The sequence below is a fragment of the Bradyrhizobium sp. AUGA SZCCT0105 genome (genome assembly GCF_018129565.1).
Taxonomy (GTDB): domain Bacteria; phylum Pseudomonadota; class Alphaproteobacteria; order Rhizobiales; family Xanthobacteraceae; genus Bradyrhizobium.
Window position 1 is genome coordinate 21098 of record NZ_JAFCMK010000009.1, and the last position, 16773, is coordinate 37870.

At 64.3% G+C, this 16773-nt stretch carries 21 protein-coding genes; 9 read left to right on the plus strand and 12 right to left on the minus strand.

Annotation, left to right across the window (positions count from 1 at the left end; all coding sequences use genetic code 11):
• Window positions 1–8 precede the first annotated feature (8 nt).
• On the minus strand, window positions 9–1409 hold the full coding sequence (locus JQ573_RS32795) for an MFS transporter (protein WP_212318829.1): 1401 nt from the start codon (window positions 1407–1409) through the stop codon (window positions 9–11).
• 327 nt (window positions 1410–1736) lie between these two features.
• Here JQ573_RS32795 and JQ573_RS32800 point away from each other — a divergent pair, with 327 nt between their 5' ends.
• The 3 genes from JQ573_RS32800 to JQ573_RS32810 all read left to right on the plus strand — a co-directional run bounded on the left by JQ573_RS32800 (window position 1737) and on the right by JQ573_RS32810 (window position 3901).
• Window positions 1737–2291: a fasciclin domain-containing protein gene (locus tag JQ573_RS32800; RefSeq protein ID WP_212318831.1), complete on the plus strand. Its 555-nt coding sequence runs from the start codon at window positions 1737–1739 to the stop codon at window positions 2289–2291.
• 180 nt (window positions 2292–2471) lie between these two features.
• Complete coding sequence (locus JQ573_RS32805) at window positions 2472–3104, plus strand: cytochrome b/b6 domain-containing protein (protein WP_212318833.1); 633 nt, start codon at window positions 2472–2474, stop codon at window positions 3102–3104.
• Between the two features lie 11 nt (window positions 3105–3115).
• Window positions 3116–3901 carry a molybdopterin-binding protein gene (locus JQ573_RS32810; RefSeq protein ID WP_212318835.1) on the plus strand — a complete coding sequence of 262 codons (786 nt, stop codon included), beginning with the start codon at window positions 3116–3118 and terminating at the stop codon, window positions 3899–3901.
• A 129-nt stretch (window positions 3902–4030) separates the two neighbouring features.
• Here the strand turns inward: JQ573_RS32810 and JQ573_RS32815 are convergent, their stop codons facing one another.
• Both JQ573_RS32815 and JQ573_RS32820 read right to left on the minus strand, forming a co-directional pair.
• Window positions 4031–5209, minus strand: a complete 1179-nt coding sequence (locus JQ573_RS32815) for a YbfB/YjiJ family MFS transporter (RefSeq protein WP_212318836.1) — start codon at window positions 5207–5209, stop codon at window positions 4031–4033.
• 89 nt (window positions 5210–5298) lie between these two features.
• A complete protein-coding gene (locus JQ573_RS32820) occupies window positions 5299–6162 on the minus strand; it encodes an EamA family transporter (RefSeq protein WP_212318838.1) in 864 nt (287 codons plus the stop codon).
• 233 nt (window positions 6163–6395) lie between these two features.
• Here JQ573_RS32820 and leuB point away from each other — a divergent pair, with 233 nt between their 5' ends.
• Window positions 6396–7508, plus strand: a complete 1113-nt coding sequence (gene leuB / locus JQ573_RS32825) for a 3-isopropylmalate dehydrogenase (RefSeq protein WP_212318840.1) — start codon at window positions 6396–6398, stop codon at window positions 7506–7508.
• A 157-nt stretch (window positions 7509–7665) separates the two neighbouring features.
• Here the strand turns inward: leuB and JQ573_RS32830 are convergent, their stop codons facing one another.
• Together JQ573_RS32830 and JQ573_RS32835 are read right to left on the minus strand one after the other, a co-directional pair.
• On the minus strand, window positions 7666–8073 hold the full coding sequence (locus tag JQ573_RS32830) for a hypothetical protein (RefSeq protein ID WP_106326721.1): 408 nt from the start codon (window positions 8071–8073) through the stop codon (window positions 7666–7668).
• A 178-nt stretch (window positions 8074–8251) separates the two neighbouring features.
• Window positions 8252–9046, minus strand: a complete 795-nt coding sequence (locus tag JQ573_RS32835; protein WP_212318842.1) for a hypothetical protein — start codon at window positions 9044–9046, stop codon at window positions 8252–8254.
• 116 nt (window positions 9047–9162) lie between these two features.
• Between JQ573_RS32835 and JQ573_RS32840 the strand changes: the two genes are divergently transcribed.
• Both JQ573_RS32840 and JQ573_RS32845 read left to right on the plus strand, forming a co-directional pair.
• Entirely contained in the window at window positions 9163–10197 is a 1035-nt protein-coding gene (locus tag JQ573_RS32840; RefSeq protein ID WP_092121443.1) for an aspartate-semialdehyde dehydrogenase, read from the plus strand.
• A gap of 27 nt (window positions 10198–10224) precedes the next feature.
• Complete coding sequence (locus JQ573_RS32845) at window positions 10225–10776, plus strand: TIGR00645 family protein (protein WP_212318843.1); 552 nt, start codon at window positions 10225–10227, stop codon at window positions 10774–10776.
• Window positions 10777–10784: 8 nt separating this feature from the next.
• Here the strand turns inward: JQ573_RS32845 and JQ573_RS32850 are convergent, their stop codons facing one another.
• Window positions 10785–11441 (minus strand): carbonic anhydrase, encoded by a 657-nt coding sequence (locus JQ573_RS32850; protein WP_212318845.1) that lies wholly within the window; start codon window positions 11439–11441, stop codon window positions 10785–10787.
• A gap of 142 nt (window positions 11442–11583) precedes the next feature.
• On the opposite strand from JQ573_RS32850, the gene JQ573_RS32855 reads away from it, so the two are divergent.
• Window positions 11584–12462 (plus strand): CoA ester lyase, encoded by an 879-nt coding sequence (locus JQ573_RS32855; protein WP_212318847.1) that lies wholly within the window; start codon window positions 11584–11586, stop codon window positions 12460–12462.
• Between the two features lie 25 nt (window positions 12463–12487).
• Here the strand turns inward: JQ573_RS32855 and JQ573_RS32860 are convergent, their stop codons facing one another.
• The 5 genes from JQ573_RS32860 to JQ573_RS32880 form a co-directional block, all read right to left on the minus strand.
• The gene (locus JQ573_RS32860; protein WP_212318849.1) at window positions 12488–12847 is read right to left on the minus strand and encodes a cytochrome c; all 360 of its coding nucleotides are present in this window, start codon (window positions 12845–12847) and stop codon (window positions 12488–12490) included.
• Window positions 12848–12877: 30 nt separating this feature from the next.
• Window positions 12878–13288, minus strand: a complete 411-nt coding sequence (locus JQ573_RS32865; protein WP_212318852.1) for a DUF6455 family protein — start codon at window positions 13286–13288, stop codon at window positions 12878–12880.
• Between the two features lie 71 nt (window positions 13289–13359).
• Entirely contained in the window at window positions 13360–14151 is a 792-nt protein-coding gene (locus JQ573_RS32870) for a hypothetical protein (protein WP_212318854.1), read from the minus strand.
• A 93-nt stretch (window positions 14152–14244) separates the two neighbouring features.
• A complete protein-coding gene (leuD, locus tag JQ573_RS32875; RefSeq protein WP_092121464.1) occupies window positions 14245–14847 on the minus strand; it encodes a 3-isopropylmalate dehydratase small subunit in 603 nt (200 codons plus the stop codon).
• A gap of 212 nt (window positions 14848–15059) precedes the next feature.
• Entirely contained in the window at window positions 15060–15458 is a 399-nt protein-coding gene (locus JQ573_RS32880) for a metallopeptidase family protein (protein ID WP_212318856.1), read from the minus strand.
• A gap of 114 nt (window positions 15459–15572) precedes the next feature.
• Here JQ573_RS32880 and JQ573_RS32885 point away from each other — a divergent pair, with 114 nt between their 5' ends.
• Complete coding sequence (locus tag JQ573_RS32885; RefSeq protein WP_212318858.1) at window positions 15573–15899, plus strand: hypothetical protein; 327 nt, start codon at window positions 15573–15575, stop codon at window positions 15897–15899.
• A gap of 23 nt (window positions 15900–15922) precedes the next feature.
• Here JQ573_RS32885 and JQ573_RS32890 read toward each other — a convergent pair whose 3' ends face one another.
• Window positions 15923–16144 (minus strand): hypothetical protein, encoded by a 222-nt coding sequence (locus JQ573_RS32890; protein ID WP_249132611.1) that lies wholly within the window; start codon window positions 16142–16144, stop codon window positions 15923–15925.
• Window positions 16145–16455: 311 nt separating this feature from the next.
• On the opposite strand from JQ573_RS32890, the gene JQ573_RS32895 reads away from it, so the two are divergent.
• Entirely contained in the window at window positions 16456–16692 is a 237-nt protein-coding gene (locus JQ573_RS32895) for a hypothetical protein (protein WP_212318860.1), read from the plus strand.
• The last annotated feature ends 81 nt before the right edge of the window (window positions 16693–16773 follow it).

The following is a 16773-nucleotide window of genomic DNA, read 5'->3' on the forward strand; positions in this document are numbered from 1 at the left end:
CCGGCGCCTCACTCGCTGATCTCGTTCAGCTCCTTGCCGGAATGCTCCGGCACGAACAGGAACACGCCGACCGCCATCGCGATCATCAGCACGGGGATGCAGAGGAACGACAGCGCGAACGAGCCGGTGTGCTGCTGCAGCGCGATCGAGACGAAGGGGAACAGCACGAAGCCGACGAAATAGGCGATCGCCCAGACCACGCCGTTGGCGGCGCCGCGGATGCGGGTCGGGAAGATCTCCGCAGTTAGCGTCGTGCTCGGGCCCCAGAAGCCGAGGAAACCGAGACACCAGGCGAGCCCGAACGCCCACAGCAGGACGCGGTCCTCGGAATAGACCCAGAGCGTCATGAAGATCGCGCCCTCGATCAGGGTCACGATGAAGGTGCGGCGGCGGCCGATCTTGTCGATCAGCCAGCCGACCAGGCACAGGCCAAGGAAGCCGCACAGGCCGTAGAACACGTAGAACAGGCTGTATTCCGCGGTCGACCAATGTTTCTCGGTCGAGAGGTAAAGCGGCATCCAGGCGCCGACCGTGCCGTAGATGCAGGTGCTGGCGCAGGCCACGAACAGCGCCACCAATGTCGAAGGCAGCACGTCGGGCATGAACACCTGGCGGATGCCGACCGACTTGGCCTTGCCGAACCAGGCGCTGTCATCGCCGCTGACGGTGCCGCCGCGCGCCAGTGTCTCCGAGATGCGCCGCTTGCGATCCTGCGAACGTACCCAATAGGGCGATTCCGGACAGGTGGAGCGGATATAGATCGCGAGCAGCGCGATCACGCCGGGCACCATCACGGCGATACGCCAGCCGTAATTGGCGGCAACCAGCCCGGTGATCGCGCCGGCGAGCGTGGCGCCGAGGCACCAGGCCGAGCGCGTGATGCTGATGATGCGCCCGCGCAGCCGGGCCGGCCAGGTCTCCGCCACCAGCATCGAGCCGAGCGACCATTCGCCGTTCAGCGCGAAGAACAACAGCGAGCGCGCGATCACGAAGACCGTGAAGGTCGGCGACAGCGCCGCGACCGGCATCAGGAGCGAGAACAGCGCGATGTTGACCGCGAGCAGCGTGCGGCGGCCGTAGCGATCGGCGAGCCACGGCCAGAAATAGAGGCCGGCGATGCCGACGAACAGCGCGATCTGCATGCCGGAGCGGTATTCCGGCAAGCTCAGCTGGAATTCCTTGATCACCATCGGCGAGATCAGCGCGAAGATCACGCCGTCCATGCCGTCGAAGCCCCAGCCGAGCGCGTTGGCGGTGGCGATGTGCCAATGGGTTTTCGTGATCTCGGTGGTGTCTGCGACCGCGCGATAGTTGGCGTATTGCAGATGCTTCTGCTCGAGCGGGCCGATGTCGCTGCCGGCATCGTTCACGATAGGCGTGGCGCGGCCGTCAGCCGTGATGCTGCTCATGATTGCTTCTCCCCACTACCGCCCGTTGTGAAGCTGCACCGCAATCTCAGGCTGAACCAATCGAACAACGGCGGCAAGCAAATTGCTCGCGGCGGCGCACCCGTCCATTCCGTCGAATGGAATGCGCAACGGCTGCGTGAAGCGCCACATGTACGGAGCGCGCGCCAACCGGTTTCAGGAATCACAAAGAGTTATTTCCGGAAACCGCCCGGAAAACCTCCCGTAGCTCAGGCCAACGACGACGCTCACATCAATCAACACGCGCCGTTGTTGCCCCTTCATCGCCGGCGAAGCCTCGCCGGCTGGATACCTCATCGGAGACGAACCATGTCGAAGCGTATTGCCTATCTCGCCGCCGCCACCTTGAGCGCGCTCGCGATCACTGCCACTGTCGTGGCGCCGGTCCGTGCCGAGGAAAAGACCGTGATGGTCGGCGGCGCTGCGATGTTCCCGTCCAAGAACATCATCCAGAACGCCGTCAATTCGAAGGACCACACCACCCTCGTCGCCGCGGTGAAGGCCGCAGGCCTGGTCAGCACGCTGGAAGGCAAGGGTCCGTTCACGGTGTTCGCGCCGACCAACGCCGCGTTCGGCAAGCTGCCGGCCGGAACCGTCGACAATCTGGTCAAGCCCGAGAACAAGGCGACGCTGACCAAGATACTCACCTACCATGTGGTGCCGGGCAAGCTCGAGGCCTCCGACCTCACCGACGGCAAGAAGCTGAAGACCGCCGAGGGCGAGGAACTGACCGTCAAGAAGCAGGACGGCAAGGTCTGGATCGTCGATGCCAAGGGCGGCACCTCGATGGTGACGATCTCCAACGTCAACCAGTCGAACGGTGTCATCCATGTGGTCGACACCGTGCTGATGCCGGCGACCTAACACCCGGCGGGCCGATTTAGTCCCTGAACGCCTGACGAAACAGCGAGCCGGAGCCTCGCCCCGGCTCGCATTTTTGTGACCAGATGGAGTGGCGTATATCGAACTGATGATGCGCGACCCCGTAACGGAACGCCGGTTCCGGGCGTATAAGCCGGTAACGACCACGAGCAGAGACATTCCATGACAAGCCTTGCCGTCAGCGACCACCAGGCAGAGACCGCGGCGCCCGCGAAGCTGATCCAGCCGGTCTGGGTACGCATGGTGCACTGGATCAACGCATTCGCGATGATCCTGATGATCATGTCCGGCTGGCAGATCTACAATGCCTCACCGCTGTTCGGCTTCACCTTCTCGCGGAACATCACGCTCGGCGGCTGGCTCGGCGGCGCGCTGCTCTGGCACTTCGCCGCGATGTGGCTGTTGATGGTCAACGGCCTGATCTATCTGGCGCTCGGTTTCGCCACCGGCCGCTTCCGCAAGAAGCTGCTGCCGATCACCCCGGGCGGCGTGATTGCCGACACCAAGGCGGCGCTGACCTTCAAGCTGTCGCATGACGATCTCAGCAAGTACAATTCGGTGCAGAAGCTGCTCTATACCGGCATCATCACCGTCGGCGTCGTCATCGTGCTGTCCGGCCTGTCGATGTGGAAGCCGGTGCAGTTGCATTGGTTGGTGTCGCTGTTCGGCGGCTACGACATCGCCCGCTATGTCCACTTCACCTGCATGGCGCTGATCGTGGCCTTCCTGGTGATCCATGTCGCGCTCGCGCTGCTGGTGCCGAAGAGCCTGCGCGCGATGATCATCGGACGTTGAGGGAGAGTGTCATGGGTCGTCTTCGCAAACTCCTGGTCCCCGGCGTCGACAAGAAGCTGCTCGTGCGTGATGCGGTGAAGACGATGCCGGAGCTGACACGCCGCCGCTTCATCACGGCGGGGACCAGCCTCGGTGCGCTGACGCTGCTGACCGGCTGCGACGTGGTCGATTCGTCCTCGGCGGAGGAATTGCTGAAGAAGGTCTCGAAGTTCAACGACGCGGTGCAGGCCTGGATGTTCAATCCGGATGCGCTGGCGCCGACTTTCCCCGAGAGCATGATCACCAAGCCGTTCCCGTTCAACGCCTATTACGATCTCGACGATGCGCCGGAGATCGCAGGCGCGGACTGGAAGCTCGAGGTGCGCGGGCTGGTCGAGAACAAGAAATCGTGGACGCTCGACGAATTGTACAAGCTGCCGCAGGTCAAGCAGGTGACGCGCCACATCTGCGTCGAAGGCTGGAGCGCGATCGGCAGCTGGACCGGCACGCCCTTGCGCGATTTCCTCAAGCTGGTCGGCGCCGACACGCGCGCCAAATATGTCTGGTTCCAGTGCGCCGACAAGGACGGCTACAATTCACCTTTGGACATGCGCACGGCGCTGCATCCGCAGACCCAGATGACCTTCAAATTCGGCGACGCGATCCTGCCGCGCGCCTACGGCTTCCCGATGAAGATCCGGGTGCCGACCAAGCTCGGCTTCAAGAACCCGAAATACGTGCTCTCGATGGAAGTCACCAATGACTACAAGGGCGGCTACTGGGAAGACCAGGGCTACAATTCGTTCAGCGGGAGCTAACGCTCTGTCGTCCCCTCGTCATTCCGGGATGCGCCGAAGGCGCAGGCCCGGAATCCATTTGGCCGCATGCGCTGCGTCACGATGGATTCCGGGCTCTCGCTTCGCGAGCCCCGGAATGACGAGTGGTCATTAAGGCCCGACCTTCCTCTGAAACGCCGACAGCGCCGCCCCCAGCGCCAGCATTGCTGCCGAGACATTCAGCGCAAATGACAGGCTGCCGACCGCATCGGTGATCGCACCGACCACGATCGGCCCGAGCGTCTGGCCGATGCCGAAGGCGATGGTCATCGCCGCAATCGCGGTCGGCCAGGCTTCCGGCGGGTAATTGAGACGCACGAAGGCGGTGGTCGAGCCGACCACGGCGAAGAACGCGACGCCGAACACCAGTGCCGAAATCGCGAGCAGCAGCGGCGAATGCCCGAAGATCGGGAGGGCCGCGCCGAGTGCGTTGACGCCGAGGATGATGGTGGTCGCGAGCCCGCCGCGGTCGAGCGCCAAAACCCGCCGCCAGACCCAAGGGGTGACGAATGCGCTGACGCCGATCAGGCTCCAGAACGCGCTCTGTGCACCCGCGCCGCCGCCACCGTCGCGGACATAGGCGATCATGAAGGTCATGTAGGCGATGTAGCCGGCGCCGAACAGGAAATAGGCGGCGAGGTAGATCAGGACCGGCATCACAGCGAATTTGGTCCGCACGATGCCGCCGGCGGCAGTATTGGCGTGCAATGGCGCCAGCAGCAGCGGCACCGTCATGATCGCGGAGAGCAAGGTCATCGCCCACCACACGATCCACCATGAGCCCGCGCCAAAACCCTGGAGCACGAACGGCGCGATCAGGCCGGATGCCAGGATGCCGACGCCCGGTCCGGCATAGAACAGGCTGAGCAGGAAGTTGGCGCGTTCCGGCCGTGATTGCGCGATCGTTGCTGCGAGCGCGCCGCCGCCGACGAAGCCGATCGCGGCGGCGAAGCCGACCAGCAGGCGGGCGAAGCTCAGCACGGCGAAATTGCCGGAGAGGGCGCACAGCGCCAGCGATAGCGCGCAAGCCACCGTAGACCAGCGCACCGATGCGGCGAGCCCGAAGCGCTGGATCAGGCGCGAGGCGAACAGCGCGCCGACCAGATAGCCGGCGGCATTGATCGTGTTCATGAAGCCGGCGGCCGAATAGGACCAGGCCAGCGAGTCGCGCATGTCCGGCAGCACCAGCGAATAGGCGAAACGGCCGATGCCGAGACCGACCGTTGGTGCGAGCGACAAAATAAGGATCAGCCGCGCGGGATGCGGGTAGGATGGGGCGGGGGCTCTCACTATTCACTCCGGCAATGGAGCCATTGTGGCAGGCCGCGCCGGTCCTGCCCAGCGCCACGGGCAGCAACACTGTCTTGCGTATCGGGCAATCAGGCGATCAGGACCAGCGCGACGCCGGCGACGGTCAGCAGGGTTCCGGCGACGATCCGCGCGGTGATCTCGACATGCTTGAGCATGACAGCGCTCAGCGCCACGGTCACCAGCGGGTAGATTGCAGCGAGCGGCGCCACCAATGTGATCGGGCCGTTGCGGACCGCGGCGAACAGGCTGAGCGCACTGAGCCCGTTGCTGATCCCGGTCAATGCAAACCAGAACCGGCCGTCACGCGGCGCGTGCACCATGAAGCTGCCCTTGCGGACGCGCTGGACCGTCAGCACCACGATTGACGACATGATGTAACCGATCAGGCAGGCCCACAGCGGGCTCGGCCAGATCGCCAGCCCGAGCTTGGCGATCGGCGGCACGATGCCGCGCACCAGCGCGCTTGCGAGCGGCAGCAGCAGGGCCCAGCTCCGCCAATGACCGAGGTCGCGGGGCCGGGTCACGGTAATGATCGCAGCCCCGGCCACCGCGACCACGAGGCCGATCAGCTGTTGCGGCTCGAGCGGCTCATGCAGCAGCACCACGGCGGCGGTGACCGCAAACAGCGGCGCCAGATTGCCCAATGTCGAGGTGATCACTGGTCCGAGCGCCCGGTTCGAGGCGAAGGTCAAGAGCGTCAGCGAGGCCGGGAAGAACAGGCCGATCGCCATGAAGATCGGCAGGCCGCGCCAGACCACCGGCTCGCCATGCAGGATCAGCGGCGACAGCACCAGGAACAGCAGGGTAAAGGACGGCACGCTGATCGCGGCGCCCGACAGCGGCTCGACCGTGCGCAGGCCAAGCTGCGCCAGCACGACGCCCGCGCCGAGGAAAATGGCCGAGGCGAAGGCGTAGATAATGGCTGCGGTCATGAGGTCCGTCTTGTTGGCTTCTTTTGGGGCGCGGTTGGCTCTTGGCGGGCCATTTTGGCCCTGTCCGGGGTGCCTTGCCAATCCGCCCGGGGCGTTTTAGCACTCCGCCCGCAACAAATTGGTCGTCATGGCCGGGCTTGTCCCGGCCATCCACGCCTTGCCAGCTTGAGGCTGGAAAGACGTGGATGCCCGGCACAAGGCCGGGCATGACGAGTTGGACAAGGTGATAGACCATGGCGACCCATAAACTGCTGCTTCTCCCCGGCGACGGCATCGGCCCCGAAGTGATGGCCGAGGTGCAGCGCGTGATCGACTGGCTGAACGCACAGGGCATCGCGAAGTTCGAGACCGAGCAGGGCCTGGTCGGCGGCTCGGCCTATGACACGCACAAGGTGTCGATCTCCGAGGGCGACATGGCCAAGGCCAATGCGGCCGATGCCGTGATCTTCGGCGCGGTCGGCGGTCCGAAGTGGGACAGCGTGCCCTACGAAGTGCGCCCGGAGGCCGGCCTGCTGCGGCTGCGCAAGGATCTCGGCCTGTTCGCCAATCTGCGTCCGGCGGTGTGTTATCCGGCGCTGGCGGATGCCTCGAGCCTGAAGCGCGAGGTGGTCGAGGGCCTCGACATCATGATCGTGCGCGAGCTCACCGGCGGCGTTTATTTTGGCGAGCCGAAGACCATCACCGATCTCGGCAACGGCCAGAAGCGCGCGATCGACACCCAAGTCTACGACACTTTCGAGATCGAGCGCATCGGCCGCGTTGCCTTCGATCTGGCGCGCAAGCGCAAGCACAAGGTGACCTCGATGGAAAAGCGCAACGTCATGAAGTCGGGTGTGCTCTGGAACGAAGTCATGACCCAGGTGCATGCGCGCGAATACAAGGACGTCACGCTGGAGCATCAGCTCGCGGATTCCGGCGGCATGAACCTCGTCAAGACGCCGAAGCAGTTCGACGTCATCGTGACCGACAATCTGTTCGGCGACATGCTGTCCGACATCGCGGCGATGCTCACGGGCTCGCTCGGCCTGCTGCCGTCGGCTTCGCTCGGCAAGGAGGACGCCAAGACCAAGGAGCGCAAGGCATTGTATGAGCCGGTGCACGGCTCGGCGCCCGATATTGCCGGCAAGGGCCTCGCCAATCCGATCGCGATGATCGCCTCGTTCGGCATGGCGCTGCGCTATTCCTTCGGCATGGGCGATCTCGCCGACAAGGTCGATGCCGCGATCGCCGCGGTGCTTGCCAGTGGGCTGCGCACCGCCGACATCAAATCGGCTGGCACCACGTCCGTCAGCACGGCGCAGATGGGCGAGGCGATCCTGAAGGAATTGCAGAAGCTGCACGCGTAAGGGTTATGCGGTCATTCCGGGATGGTGCGTTAGCACCAGACCCGGAATCTCGAGATTCCGGGTTCGATGCTGCGCATCGCCCCGGAATGACGAAGCCCAAAACAAAAAATGCCCGGCCGGAGCCGGGCATTTTCATATCGGCTATCAGCCGAAATTCTCAGTACAGCGGGAAATTCCGCGGATAGCCGCCGAGGTCGGCCGGCGGGCTGAGCGGCTGGCGGTCGATCGGACGGTTGTTGTTCTCGCGTGCGAACGACGGGTAGCCGACATCCGGCGGATACGCATAGTCGTTGAACTTGCGGTCGCCCGGTAGCACTTCGGTGCCGGCGTCGAGCCATGACCGCGTGGTGACGTAAACGCGGGTGCGCGGACCCTGCTGATAGACCCGGTTCGGACCCTGCGCGCCGTAGTAGCGGCGGCCGTCGCGGTCATACTGCTCTTGCTGCTTGCGCTTGCTCGGGCTCTGCTGCGCGCTGGCCGCGGTCATGCCAAACGCGGTTGCGGTGACGGCAGCCGCGGCAAGCAACACCACGAGCTTGTTCGCGGCAGGGAATTTCAAGGTCATCGCATCCTCGTCATTACGGCCCCCTATCGGGGCTGGCGCGTCCGCCAAAATCACTCGGAACACATTGTAGCCATGGTGGCCGGGCCGTCACTAGGTCAATTGCGCCACACCATCAGAGATAATGCGTGTCCAAGCGCAAAAGTTTCATGAAAACCAGTGCCTTGCCACGGTCTCGCCATCAAAGGGCGCCGCGCAGAAGCGGGTTCTCGCTGCCCATCACCCAGTCGGCCGACAAAGCGGGCGGGCCGGAGGTAACGCAGTCGGTGCGCCGCAGCTCGGCATGCGCGAACAGCGCGGCGAGCCGCGGGTCGTTACCCGCGGCCAGCAGGGTCAGCCGGTTCAGCATGCAAATGATCGCGGCGCGCTGGGCCGGCAGGCTGGCGCCCTGGCAGGTCCAGCCCGAGATGCGCAGATCGGGCGCGTCGGCCTGTTTGAGGAAGCCGAGGCAGGCACCGCTGCCGTCCTGCCGCGCCCGACGCAGCAGGGTGACGCCGCCGAACTTGCTGTCGACGATGCCGGCGGCCTCGAGCTCGCGGATACCGCCGGGGTCGAGCCGCCCGGCGATCTCCGTGACCGCGGGTCCCATCGCCTCGCCGCCGGGGCGGTAGATTTCCAGCTCGGCTGCCGGCGCGCCATTGGCATCGGTCCAACGGAAGACGTCCTTGCGACCGCCCTCGGGATGCCGAAGGATTTCATAAGTCTCTGTTTTATCTCGCGGATCGAGCTTGCTGATGGCGAAGGCCGGTGCCGAGCGGACGGCCAGGCCCCAGCCTGCGGCAGGAGGTGCTGCCATCGCGGTTGCTTCCGGCAGTTGCTTCCATAGATAGGTGCCGAGGGCGGCGAACAGCGCGAGCACGGCGACATAGGCGAACAGCCGGGAGAGCGTGGCGTACACCTCGTCGACGAAGCTCGTCAGCGCTGACGGAATTCTCGTATGATGGGGCGCGGCCGGATCGGCCCGAAATAAACGCATCAAAACGCTCAAAAGCTACGCAACGTTGTCTTGACGGGGTTTCTCGCATAGAAGCGCTGCCTCTTCCCTTTCCGCAGCTTGCGGGGGAACGGGCATTTTTCGTCGGAGAGTGAACGATGGGTTACAAAGTCGCGGTGGTCGGAGCGACCGGCAATGTCGGGCGCGAAATGCTCAACATTCTCGACGAGCGCAAATTCCCCGCCGACGAGGTCGTCGTGCTGGCCTCGCGCCGCAGCGTCGGCGTCGAGGTCTCCTATGGCGACCGCACACTCAAGGTGAAGGCGCTCGAGCACTATGACTTCTCCGATGTCGACATATGCCTGATGTCGGCCGGCGGTTCGGTCTCCAAGGAATGGTCGCCCAGGATCGGCGCCGCCGGCGCGGTCGTGATCGACAATTCCTCGGCCTGGCGCATGGACCCCGACGTGCCGCTGATCGTGCCGGAGGTGAACGCGGATGCGGCCGCCGGCTTCACCAAGAAGAACATCATCGCCAACCCGAACTGCTCGACCGCGCAGCTCGTCGTGGCGCTGAAGCCGCTGCACGACAAGGCGACGATCACGCGCGTCGTGGTCGCGACCTATCAATCGGTGTCGGGCGCCGGCAAGGATGCGATGGACGAGCTGTTCTCGCAGACCAAGGCCGTCTACACCAATGACGAGCTGATCAATAAGAAGTTTCCGAAGCGCATCGCCTTCAACATCATTCCGCAGATCGACGTCTTCATGGAAGACGGCTACACCAAGGAAGAGTGGAAGATGATGGCGGAGACCAAGAAGATCCTTGATCCCAAGATCAAGCTGACCGCGACCTGCGTGCGCGTGCCGGTCTTCGTCAGCCACTCCGAGGCCGTGAACGTCGAGTTCGCCAACCCGATCACGGCGGACGAGGCGCGCAACATCCTGCGCAATGCGCCGGGTTGCCTCGTGATCGACAAGCACGAGCCGGGCGGCTATGTCACGCCCTATGAGGCGGCCGGCGAGGACGCGACCTATATCAGCCGCATCCGCGAGGATGCGACCGTTGAGAACGGCCTGTCGTTCTGGTGCGTGTCGGACAATCTGCGCAAGGGTGCCGCGCTGAACGCGATCCAGATCGCGGAAGTCCTGATCAACCGCAAGCTGATCACCGCGAAGAAGAAAGCGGCCTAAAGGCGGGACCAACGGGGGGGCGCAACCATGTCGGAACAGCTGGCTCCCACCCCATCGAGCCCCCCGACGCCGCGCATCATGCGCGGCTTCGAATATGTGCTGTTCAACAGCCGCTGGCTGATGGCGCCGTTCTATGTCGGCCTGGTGGTGGCGCTTGCCGTGCTGCTGCTGAAATTCGGGCGCATGCTCTGGGAGTTCGTCCTGCATGCGTCCGGCTACAAATCGACGGAAGTCATCCTCGACGCGCTGGCGCTGATCGACGTCACGCTGGTCGCCAACCTCATTCTGATCGTGGTCTTTTCGGGCTACGAGAACTTCGTCTCGCGCATCGACACGTCGGGCAACCCGAACTGGCCGATCTGGATCACCAAGATCGATTTTGCCGGGCTGAAGCAGAAGCTGCTGGCGTCGATCGTCGCGATCTCCGCGATCCACGTGCTGGAAGCGTTCCTGAACATCGATGCCGCGTTCGACGCGACGCGGATGACCTGGCTCGTCGCCGTGCATCTCGTGTTCGTGATCTCAGCGCTGTTGCTGGCACTCTCGGATCGCTGGGGCGGCTATCACGGTGATGAGTAGCCGAGCGGCTACGCGCCGGCCTTCATGGCATCGGCGACGCTGATGAATTCCTTCGCGACCCGGTCGAGCACGAACAGCGAGCCCTCGGCGACGCCGAAATAGGCGCCGTGCAATTGCATCTCGCCGCTCTCGACGCGCTCGCGCACGAACGGGAACGTCATCAGGTTCTCCAGCGAGCGGAACACCGCGGCCTTCTCGATGCGGGTGACGAAGTCCTGCATGCTTTCATGGTCGCGCTGCTCGACGATCTCGCCGGGCTTGATGAACATCTGCATCCATTTGCCGATGAAGTCGCCGGGCGTGAGCGGCTTGATCTTGTCGACGAAGGCGCGGATGCCGCCGCACTGGGCATGGCCCAGCACCACGATGTTCTTCACCTTCAGCACGGTCACGGCATATTCCAGCGCGGCCGAGACGCCGTGGGCGTTGCTGTCGGGCTGATAGACCGGAACCAAATTGGCGATGTTGCGGACCACGAACAACTCGCCGGGGCCGGCGTCAAAGATCACTTCCGGCGAGACGCGAGAATCGCAGCAGCCGATCACCATGGTCTCGGGAAACTGGCCGCGCTCGGACAGGTCCCGGTATCGCGACTGTTCAGTCGGCAACCGCTGGGTCGCGAAGGTCAGGTAGCCGTCGATCAACTGCTTCGGAAAGAATTTCATGGCCTCTGGCTAACCACATGCCGGTGACGGGAACAAGACTTTCGGCGTGCATCCTGAGATGATACGGCAGCGTTGAAAGATGGTTCCGCCCAATGCCCAAACAATGGACAGTGGCGGAGCCCGAGCCCCCAGGAGAATGCCGATGACCCGTCCGCGCCGCAGCCTGTTGTTCATGCCGGGATCGAATGCGCGGGCGCTGGAGAAGGCCCGCACGCTGGCGGCGGACGGCATCATCCTCGACCTCGAGGATTCCGTTGCCCCCGACGCCAAGGCCACAGCGCGCGAGCAGATCGCCAAGGCGGTCGCCGCGAAGGGCTTCGGCAAGCGCGAGGTCCTGATCCGCATCAACGCGCTCGACAGCCCGTGGTGGGTCGACGACATCGGCATGGCCGGCAAGGCGCAGCCGGACGGGATCCTGGTTCCGAAGATTTCCACCGTCGACGATCTCAACGCGGTCGCCGATCGGCTCAGCGACATCAATGCCCCGGCCTCGATCCGGGTCTGGGCGATGATCGAGACCGCACGTGCCGTGCTCGACGCCGACAAGCTCGCCGCGGCATCGAAGGACTCCGAAGTCCGGCTCGCCGGCTTCGTGTTCGGGCCGAACGACATTGCGCGCGAAACCCGGATCCGGATGAAGCCGGGCCGCGCGGCGATGATCCCGATGATCACGCATTGCATCCTGGCGACCCGCGCGCACGGGCTCGAGATCCTCGACGGACCCTACGGCGACATCAGCAATATCGACGGCTTCGCGGAGGAATGCGCGCAGGGCCGCGATCTCGGCTTCGACGGCAAGACGCTGATCCATCCGAGCCACATCGACGCCTGCAACGCGATCTTCACGCCGCCCGAGGCCGAGGTCACCGAGGCCCGCAGGATCATCGCCGCCTTCGAGCAGCCGGAGAACGCCTCGCGCGGCGCGATCCAGCTCGACGGCCGCATGGTGGAGCGCCTGCATGCCGAGATGGCCAGACGCACGATCGCGATCGCCGATGCGATCGCGACGATGGGGCAGTGACGACCATCGACCTGGTGTTTGCGCTCTATTCGCGCTTCAGGCTCATGATGTAGTTCGCGAGATCATCGGCCTCGCCTGGTCCGATGATGATGTTCGGCATCGTTGGATGACTGGTCTTCAGGAACACCTTCAGCGAGAGCATGGTGGTCGAGGGCCGGTTTGCGACGGCGGCGAAGTCCGGCGGGGCTTTCTTCGCGCCCCGGGCGATGGCGCCGATGACGTGGCATTCCATGCACCAGGCTTCAGCCAACCGATGTCCGGCAGCGATGCTCTCCGAGGGCTGCCCCGCACCGTTGGCCTGATGCAGGCGCAGCAGCAACAGCGCGGCCATCACGACCACGAAGATCGGCAGTGCAGGACGCCAGACGGCGTGCGGATTCAGCATCGATGCACCCTCATGACCCCTGCGCCGTGGCTAGCGGCGTGCTGTCTCGCCCAGCGCTTCGATCGTCGGAGCGTTATGGCAGTATTGCTGATAGCGCGTGCCGGAGGTGCCGGCGGCAAGGTTATGGTCGCACTGCCGCTTGTGATCGCACAAGCTGCAGACCCGCTCCATGTCGCGCAACACCAGGGGCTCGGTGCGCGCCAGCTTCTCCTGATCGATCCCGAGTGCCTTGAGCAGCTTGGGTAACTCGTCGGCACTGTGCGGTCCCTGGCGCACCAACGCGGCGAGGTCGTCGGGGCTGACCCGCAGGTCGCCCGCGATCTGGCTGAAACTTGCGTCGTCCAGTTCGCGCAGTTCATCAAGGTCCCGCCGATGCTTCAGCCAGTTGCCGAACACATCGACCAGGTACTCGACGACAGGGTAGTGGGTTTCGGTGCTCATGGGCGCCTCCTGGAATGGCTACCCATATGACGCCTTCTGCGCAATCCAACCTTGCGGCAGATCAAATCGGCTCAGGCCTGGCCAAAGCGCTCCGTCGCCCACGCGTAGAGGCTGCCCGGGATCGGCGCCTCCTTGCCGCGTCCCTTCGGAGAAATGTGAAGGCCGACAATTTCGGGATCGTTCAGGTAGCTCGAAAAATCCGACGGCTCGAAGAACAGACCCGGCTCGGCGTGTACCGCGTAGAACGAGCGCTTCGGCAGCGCGTGCTGCAACTCGCCTTCGCGGCGCGCGAGCGCGGTGAGCGCTGCGGGGCCGTAGATCGCGATGCGGATGTCGGACAGGCGATTGGATTTGCCGCGCAGCTTGCGCATCGCAAAGGTCAGGCGGTGACGCAGCGCCAGCCAGTCCGGCGTCAGTTCGTCCTGCTGCATCAGCGCTTCGAATGCGCGCACGATCGGATCATTGTGCGGCAGGTACAGCACGGAGTTGCCGAGCTGCCGCGGCCGTTCCCAGGCAAAATACGGCTTTGCCGGATCGATCTCGACCGGCTTCAAGAGCAGCACATCGGCGTCGAGCCAGAGCCCGGCGCGCTGTGTCATCAGCCGCATGCGGAAGAAGTCGCTGAATTGCAGGATGGTCCAGTCGCGCCAGGACCCGTCGCGCTCGGCCGGGCGCAGCCTCTCCGAGAATGCATGCGGCAGCACCGCTTCGGCCTCGGCATTGCCGATGCCATCCGGCAGGCCGGGAATTGGATCGAAACTGTAGACGGTGACCTTGTGCCCGGCCGCCACTTGCGAGCGCAGACAGGTCCGGCGCAGCCCGTCCATCGAGCCGTGCCAGAAGGTGACGATGTCAGGCAGCATGGGCGTCAGCCATCAGCAGGTTCGTGAGAAGACGATCTCGCAAAGAAAAGCCCCGGCGCCTGAAGGCACCGGGGCGCGATGACAGGCTGCGCCTCAAGCCCAGGCGCGCTCCTTGAGCTTGGCCTCGTAGGTGTCGATCGACGACTTCTTCTCCATCGTCAGGCCGATGTCGTCGAGGCCGTTGATCAGGCAGTGCTTGCGGAACGCATCGATCTCGAACTTCACCGTGCCGCCGTCGGGGCCGCGGATCTCCTGGTTGGGGAGATCGATGGTCAGCGTCGCATTGGCGCCGCGCTCGGCATCGTCGAACAGCTTGTCGAGGTCCTCCTGCGACACGCGGATCGGCAGGATGCCGTTCTTGAAACAGTTATTGTAGAAGATGTCGCCGAACGAGGTCGAGATCACGCAGCGGATGCCGAAGTCGAGCAGCGCCCAGGGCGCGTGCTCGCGGCTCGAGCCGCAGCCGAAATTGTCGCCGGCGACCAGCACCTTCGCGTTGCGATAGGCGGACTGGTTGAGGACGAAATCGGGGTTCTCGCTACCGTCATCCTTGTAGCGCTGCTCGGAGAAAAGCCCCTTGCCAAGGCCGGTGCGCTTGATGGTCTTGAGGTACTGCTTCGGAATGATCATGTCGGTGTCGACATTGATGATCTTCAGCGGTGCCGCGACGCCTTCCAGCGTGGTGAACTTGTCCATCGGTGCTCTTCCCGGGCAAAAATAGGGGATAGGGGCCGGATGTTTATCGCGAATGTGACAGCGGTAAAAGGGCCATTTCTGCAAAGCTGGAGCCCCCGTTCCGATTGGATCGGCAACGGGGGCTCCAGCTTCCTTGTTTTGACGCGTTTTCTTGACGCGAACCGGGGTCCATCCCGGATCAAGTCCGGGACAGGCTTTCGCTCGAAAACGCTTTATCCCGCATCGGCCTCAATCGCCTCCATATCGGTGTCGGAGAGGCCGAAATGGTGCCCAATCTCATGGATCAGCACGTGGCGGACGATGTGGCCGAGGGTCTCGTCGTGCTCGGCCCAGTAATCCAGGATCGGCCGCCGGTAGAGCCAGACCAGGTTGGGCAGGCGGGCCACGTCGCCATGGCTCTGCTGCGGCAGGCCGACGCCGTGAAACAGGCCGAGCAGGTCGAACTCGCTCTCGGCCTGCATCTCGTCGAGCACCTCGTCGGTCGGGAAGTCGTCGACACGGATGATCACGCCCTCGCAGAGGGCCCGGAACGCCTCCGGCAGGCGCTCGAAAACCTCGTGCGCCATGGCCTCCATCTCGGCGAGCGAGGGGGCTTTTGCTGTGGTCCACATGACACTCCTTTAGCGCGAGTGGCTCAGCCGGCGCCAGCGCAGTTGACCTTGGCGGTGCAATGGGAGACCGTGCGGCCCAAGATTGAGGCTCAAGAACGGGGCTTGGGTGGCGTGATGAAACGGATCGTGGCGGCAACGCTGTTGGCGGTAGCAGTCGGGCTTTCGCTTCCGGTGGGAGAGGCGCGGGCACAGAGCGCGGCGGCCGAAGCGCGCATCGGTGAGACGGCGCCGGCCGTGCGCGAGCGGGTCGTCGAGCACCGCCGGCTCAGGCGGGTGCCGATCTACCGGTCGCGGCCCGATCATTGGGAACCGGATGTCATCCCGCGCTACAATCCCGGTCCGAACGCCGTGCGCGATTGCACCGCGACCTATGTGCAAGAGCACCGACCGAGCGGCACCGTGATCACGCCGCGCATGAACTGCTTCTGGCGGCCGGGCTAGAGCGGCTTCGCGCGACGCGGAAGCTAGTGCAAATGTCGGCGCGCTGCGCCGATCAGTCCGGCCGCGACGACCACTCCCACCGTTCCATAGACCGCGAGCGCCATCAGCATTTGCGTGAGCTGGCTCGCCGTTCCCATGCCGCCGCCCGGTCCTTGCGAGGCGAGCGCGACATCAACTGAAATCATGGAACCAGCGAGCGCTGCCGTGCCGAGCGCCAGCCATCTGCGCGGGCCTTGTTGTGTCATCGGCGATCTCCTGCGAGAGGCTCCTCACAAGATACGACCATTGTCTATGCCGGTTTTACGCACAGACACGAAAATTCCAGCGGCTGCGTTGGAACCTGCGTGCGCCAGCGGCATTCACCATCGTGGCGCAGTCATTCACATCCCATTCACGTCGCCTGCATTCTGCCTGCGATCTGCGTCGCGGCAACGGGGGTCGATTCGAATGCCAGAGCGTTTTCCAGCGAAGTTCTTCGCGCGAAGAAAACGCGTCAAGGCAAGAAGCTCGAGTCGTCGTTGCAAGACGTGACATCAAGGGATCAAGGAGAAAACGCATGAAGGTGATGAAGGTTCTGGGGCTTGCGGCCGTCGGTGCCGTGCTGGTTTTGGCGGCCCCAACGGAGCGCGCGAACGCGATGTCGCTTGCGACTCCGGGCACCGCCGCAACGGTTCAGGACCATGCGAACCAGACGACCACGCAGGTCCGCTATGGTCATGGTCATGGCTGGCATCGTGGCTGGGGTCGCGGACATCACCGTGGCTGGGGTCATCGTCGCCACTGGCGCCGCTGATCGCGCGACGGATCAGCGCAGTTGAGACACAGGCCCGTGAGCAGCGGGCCTGTTGTCGTTCTCAGCCATCAAACCGGCAGA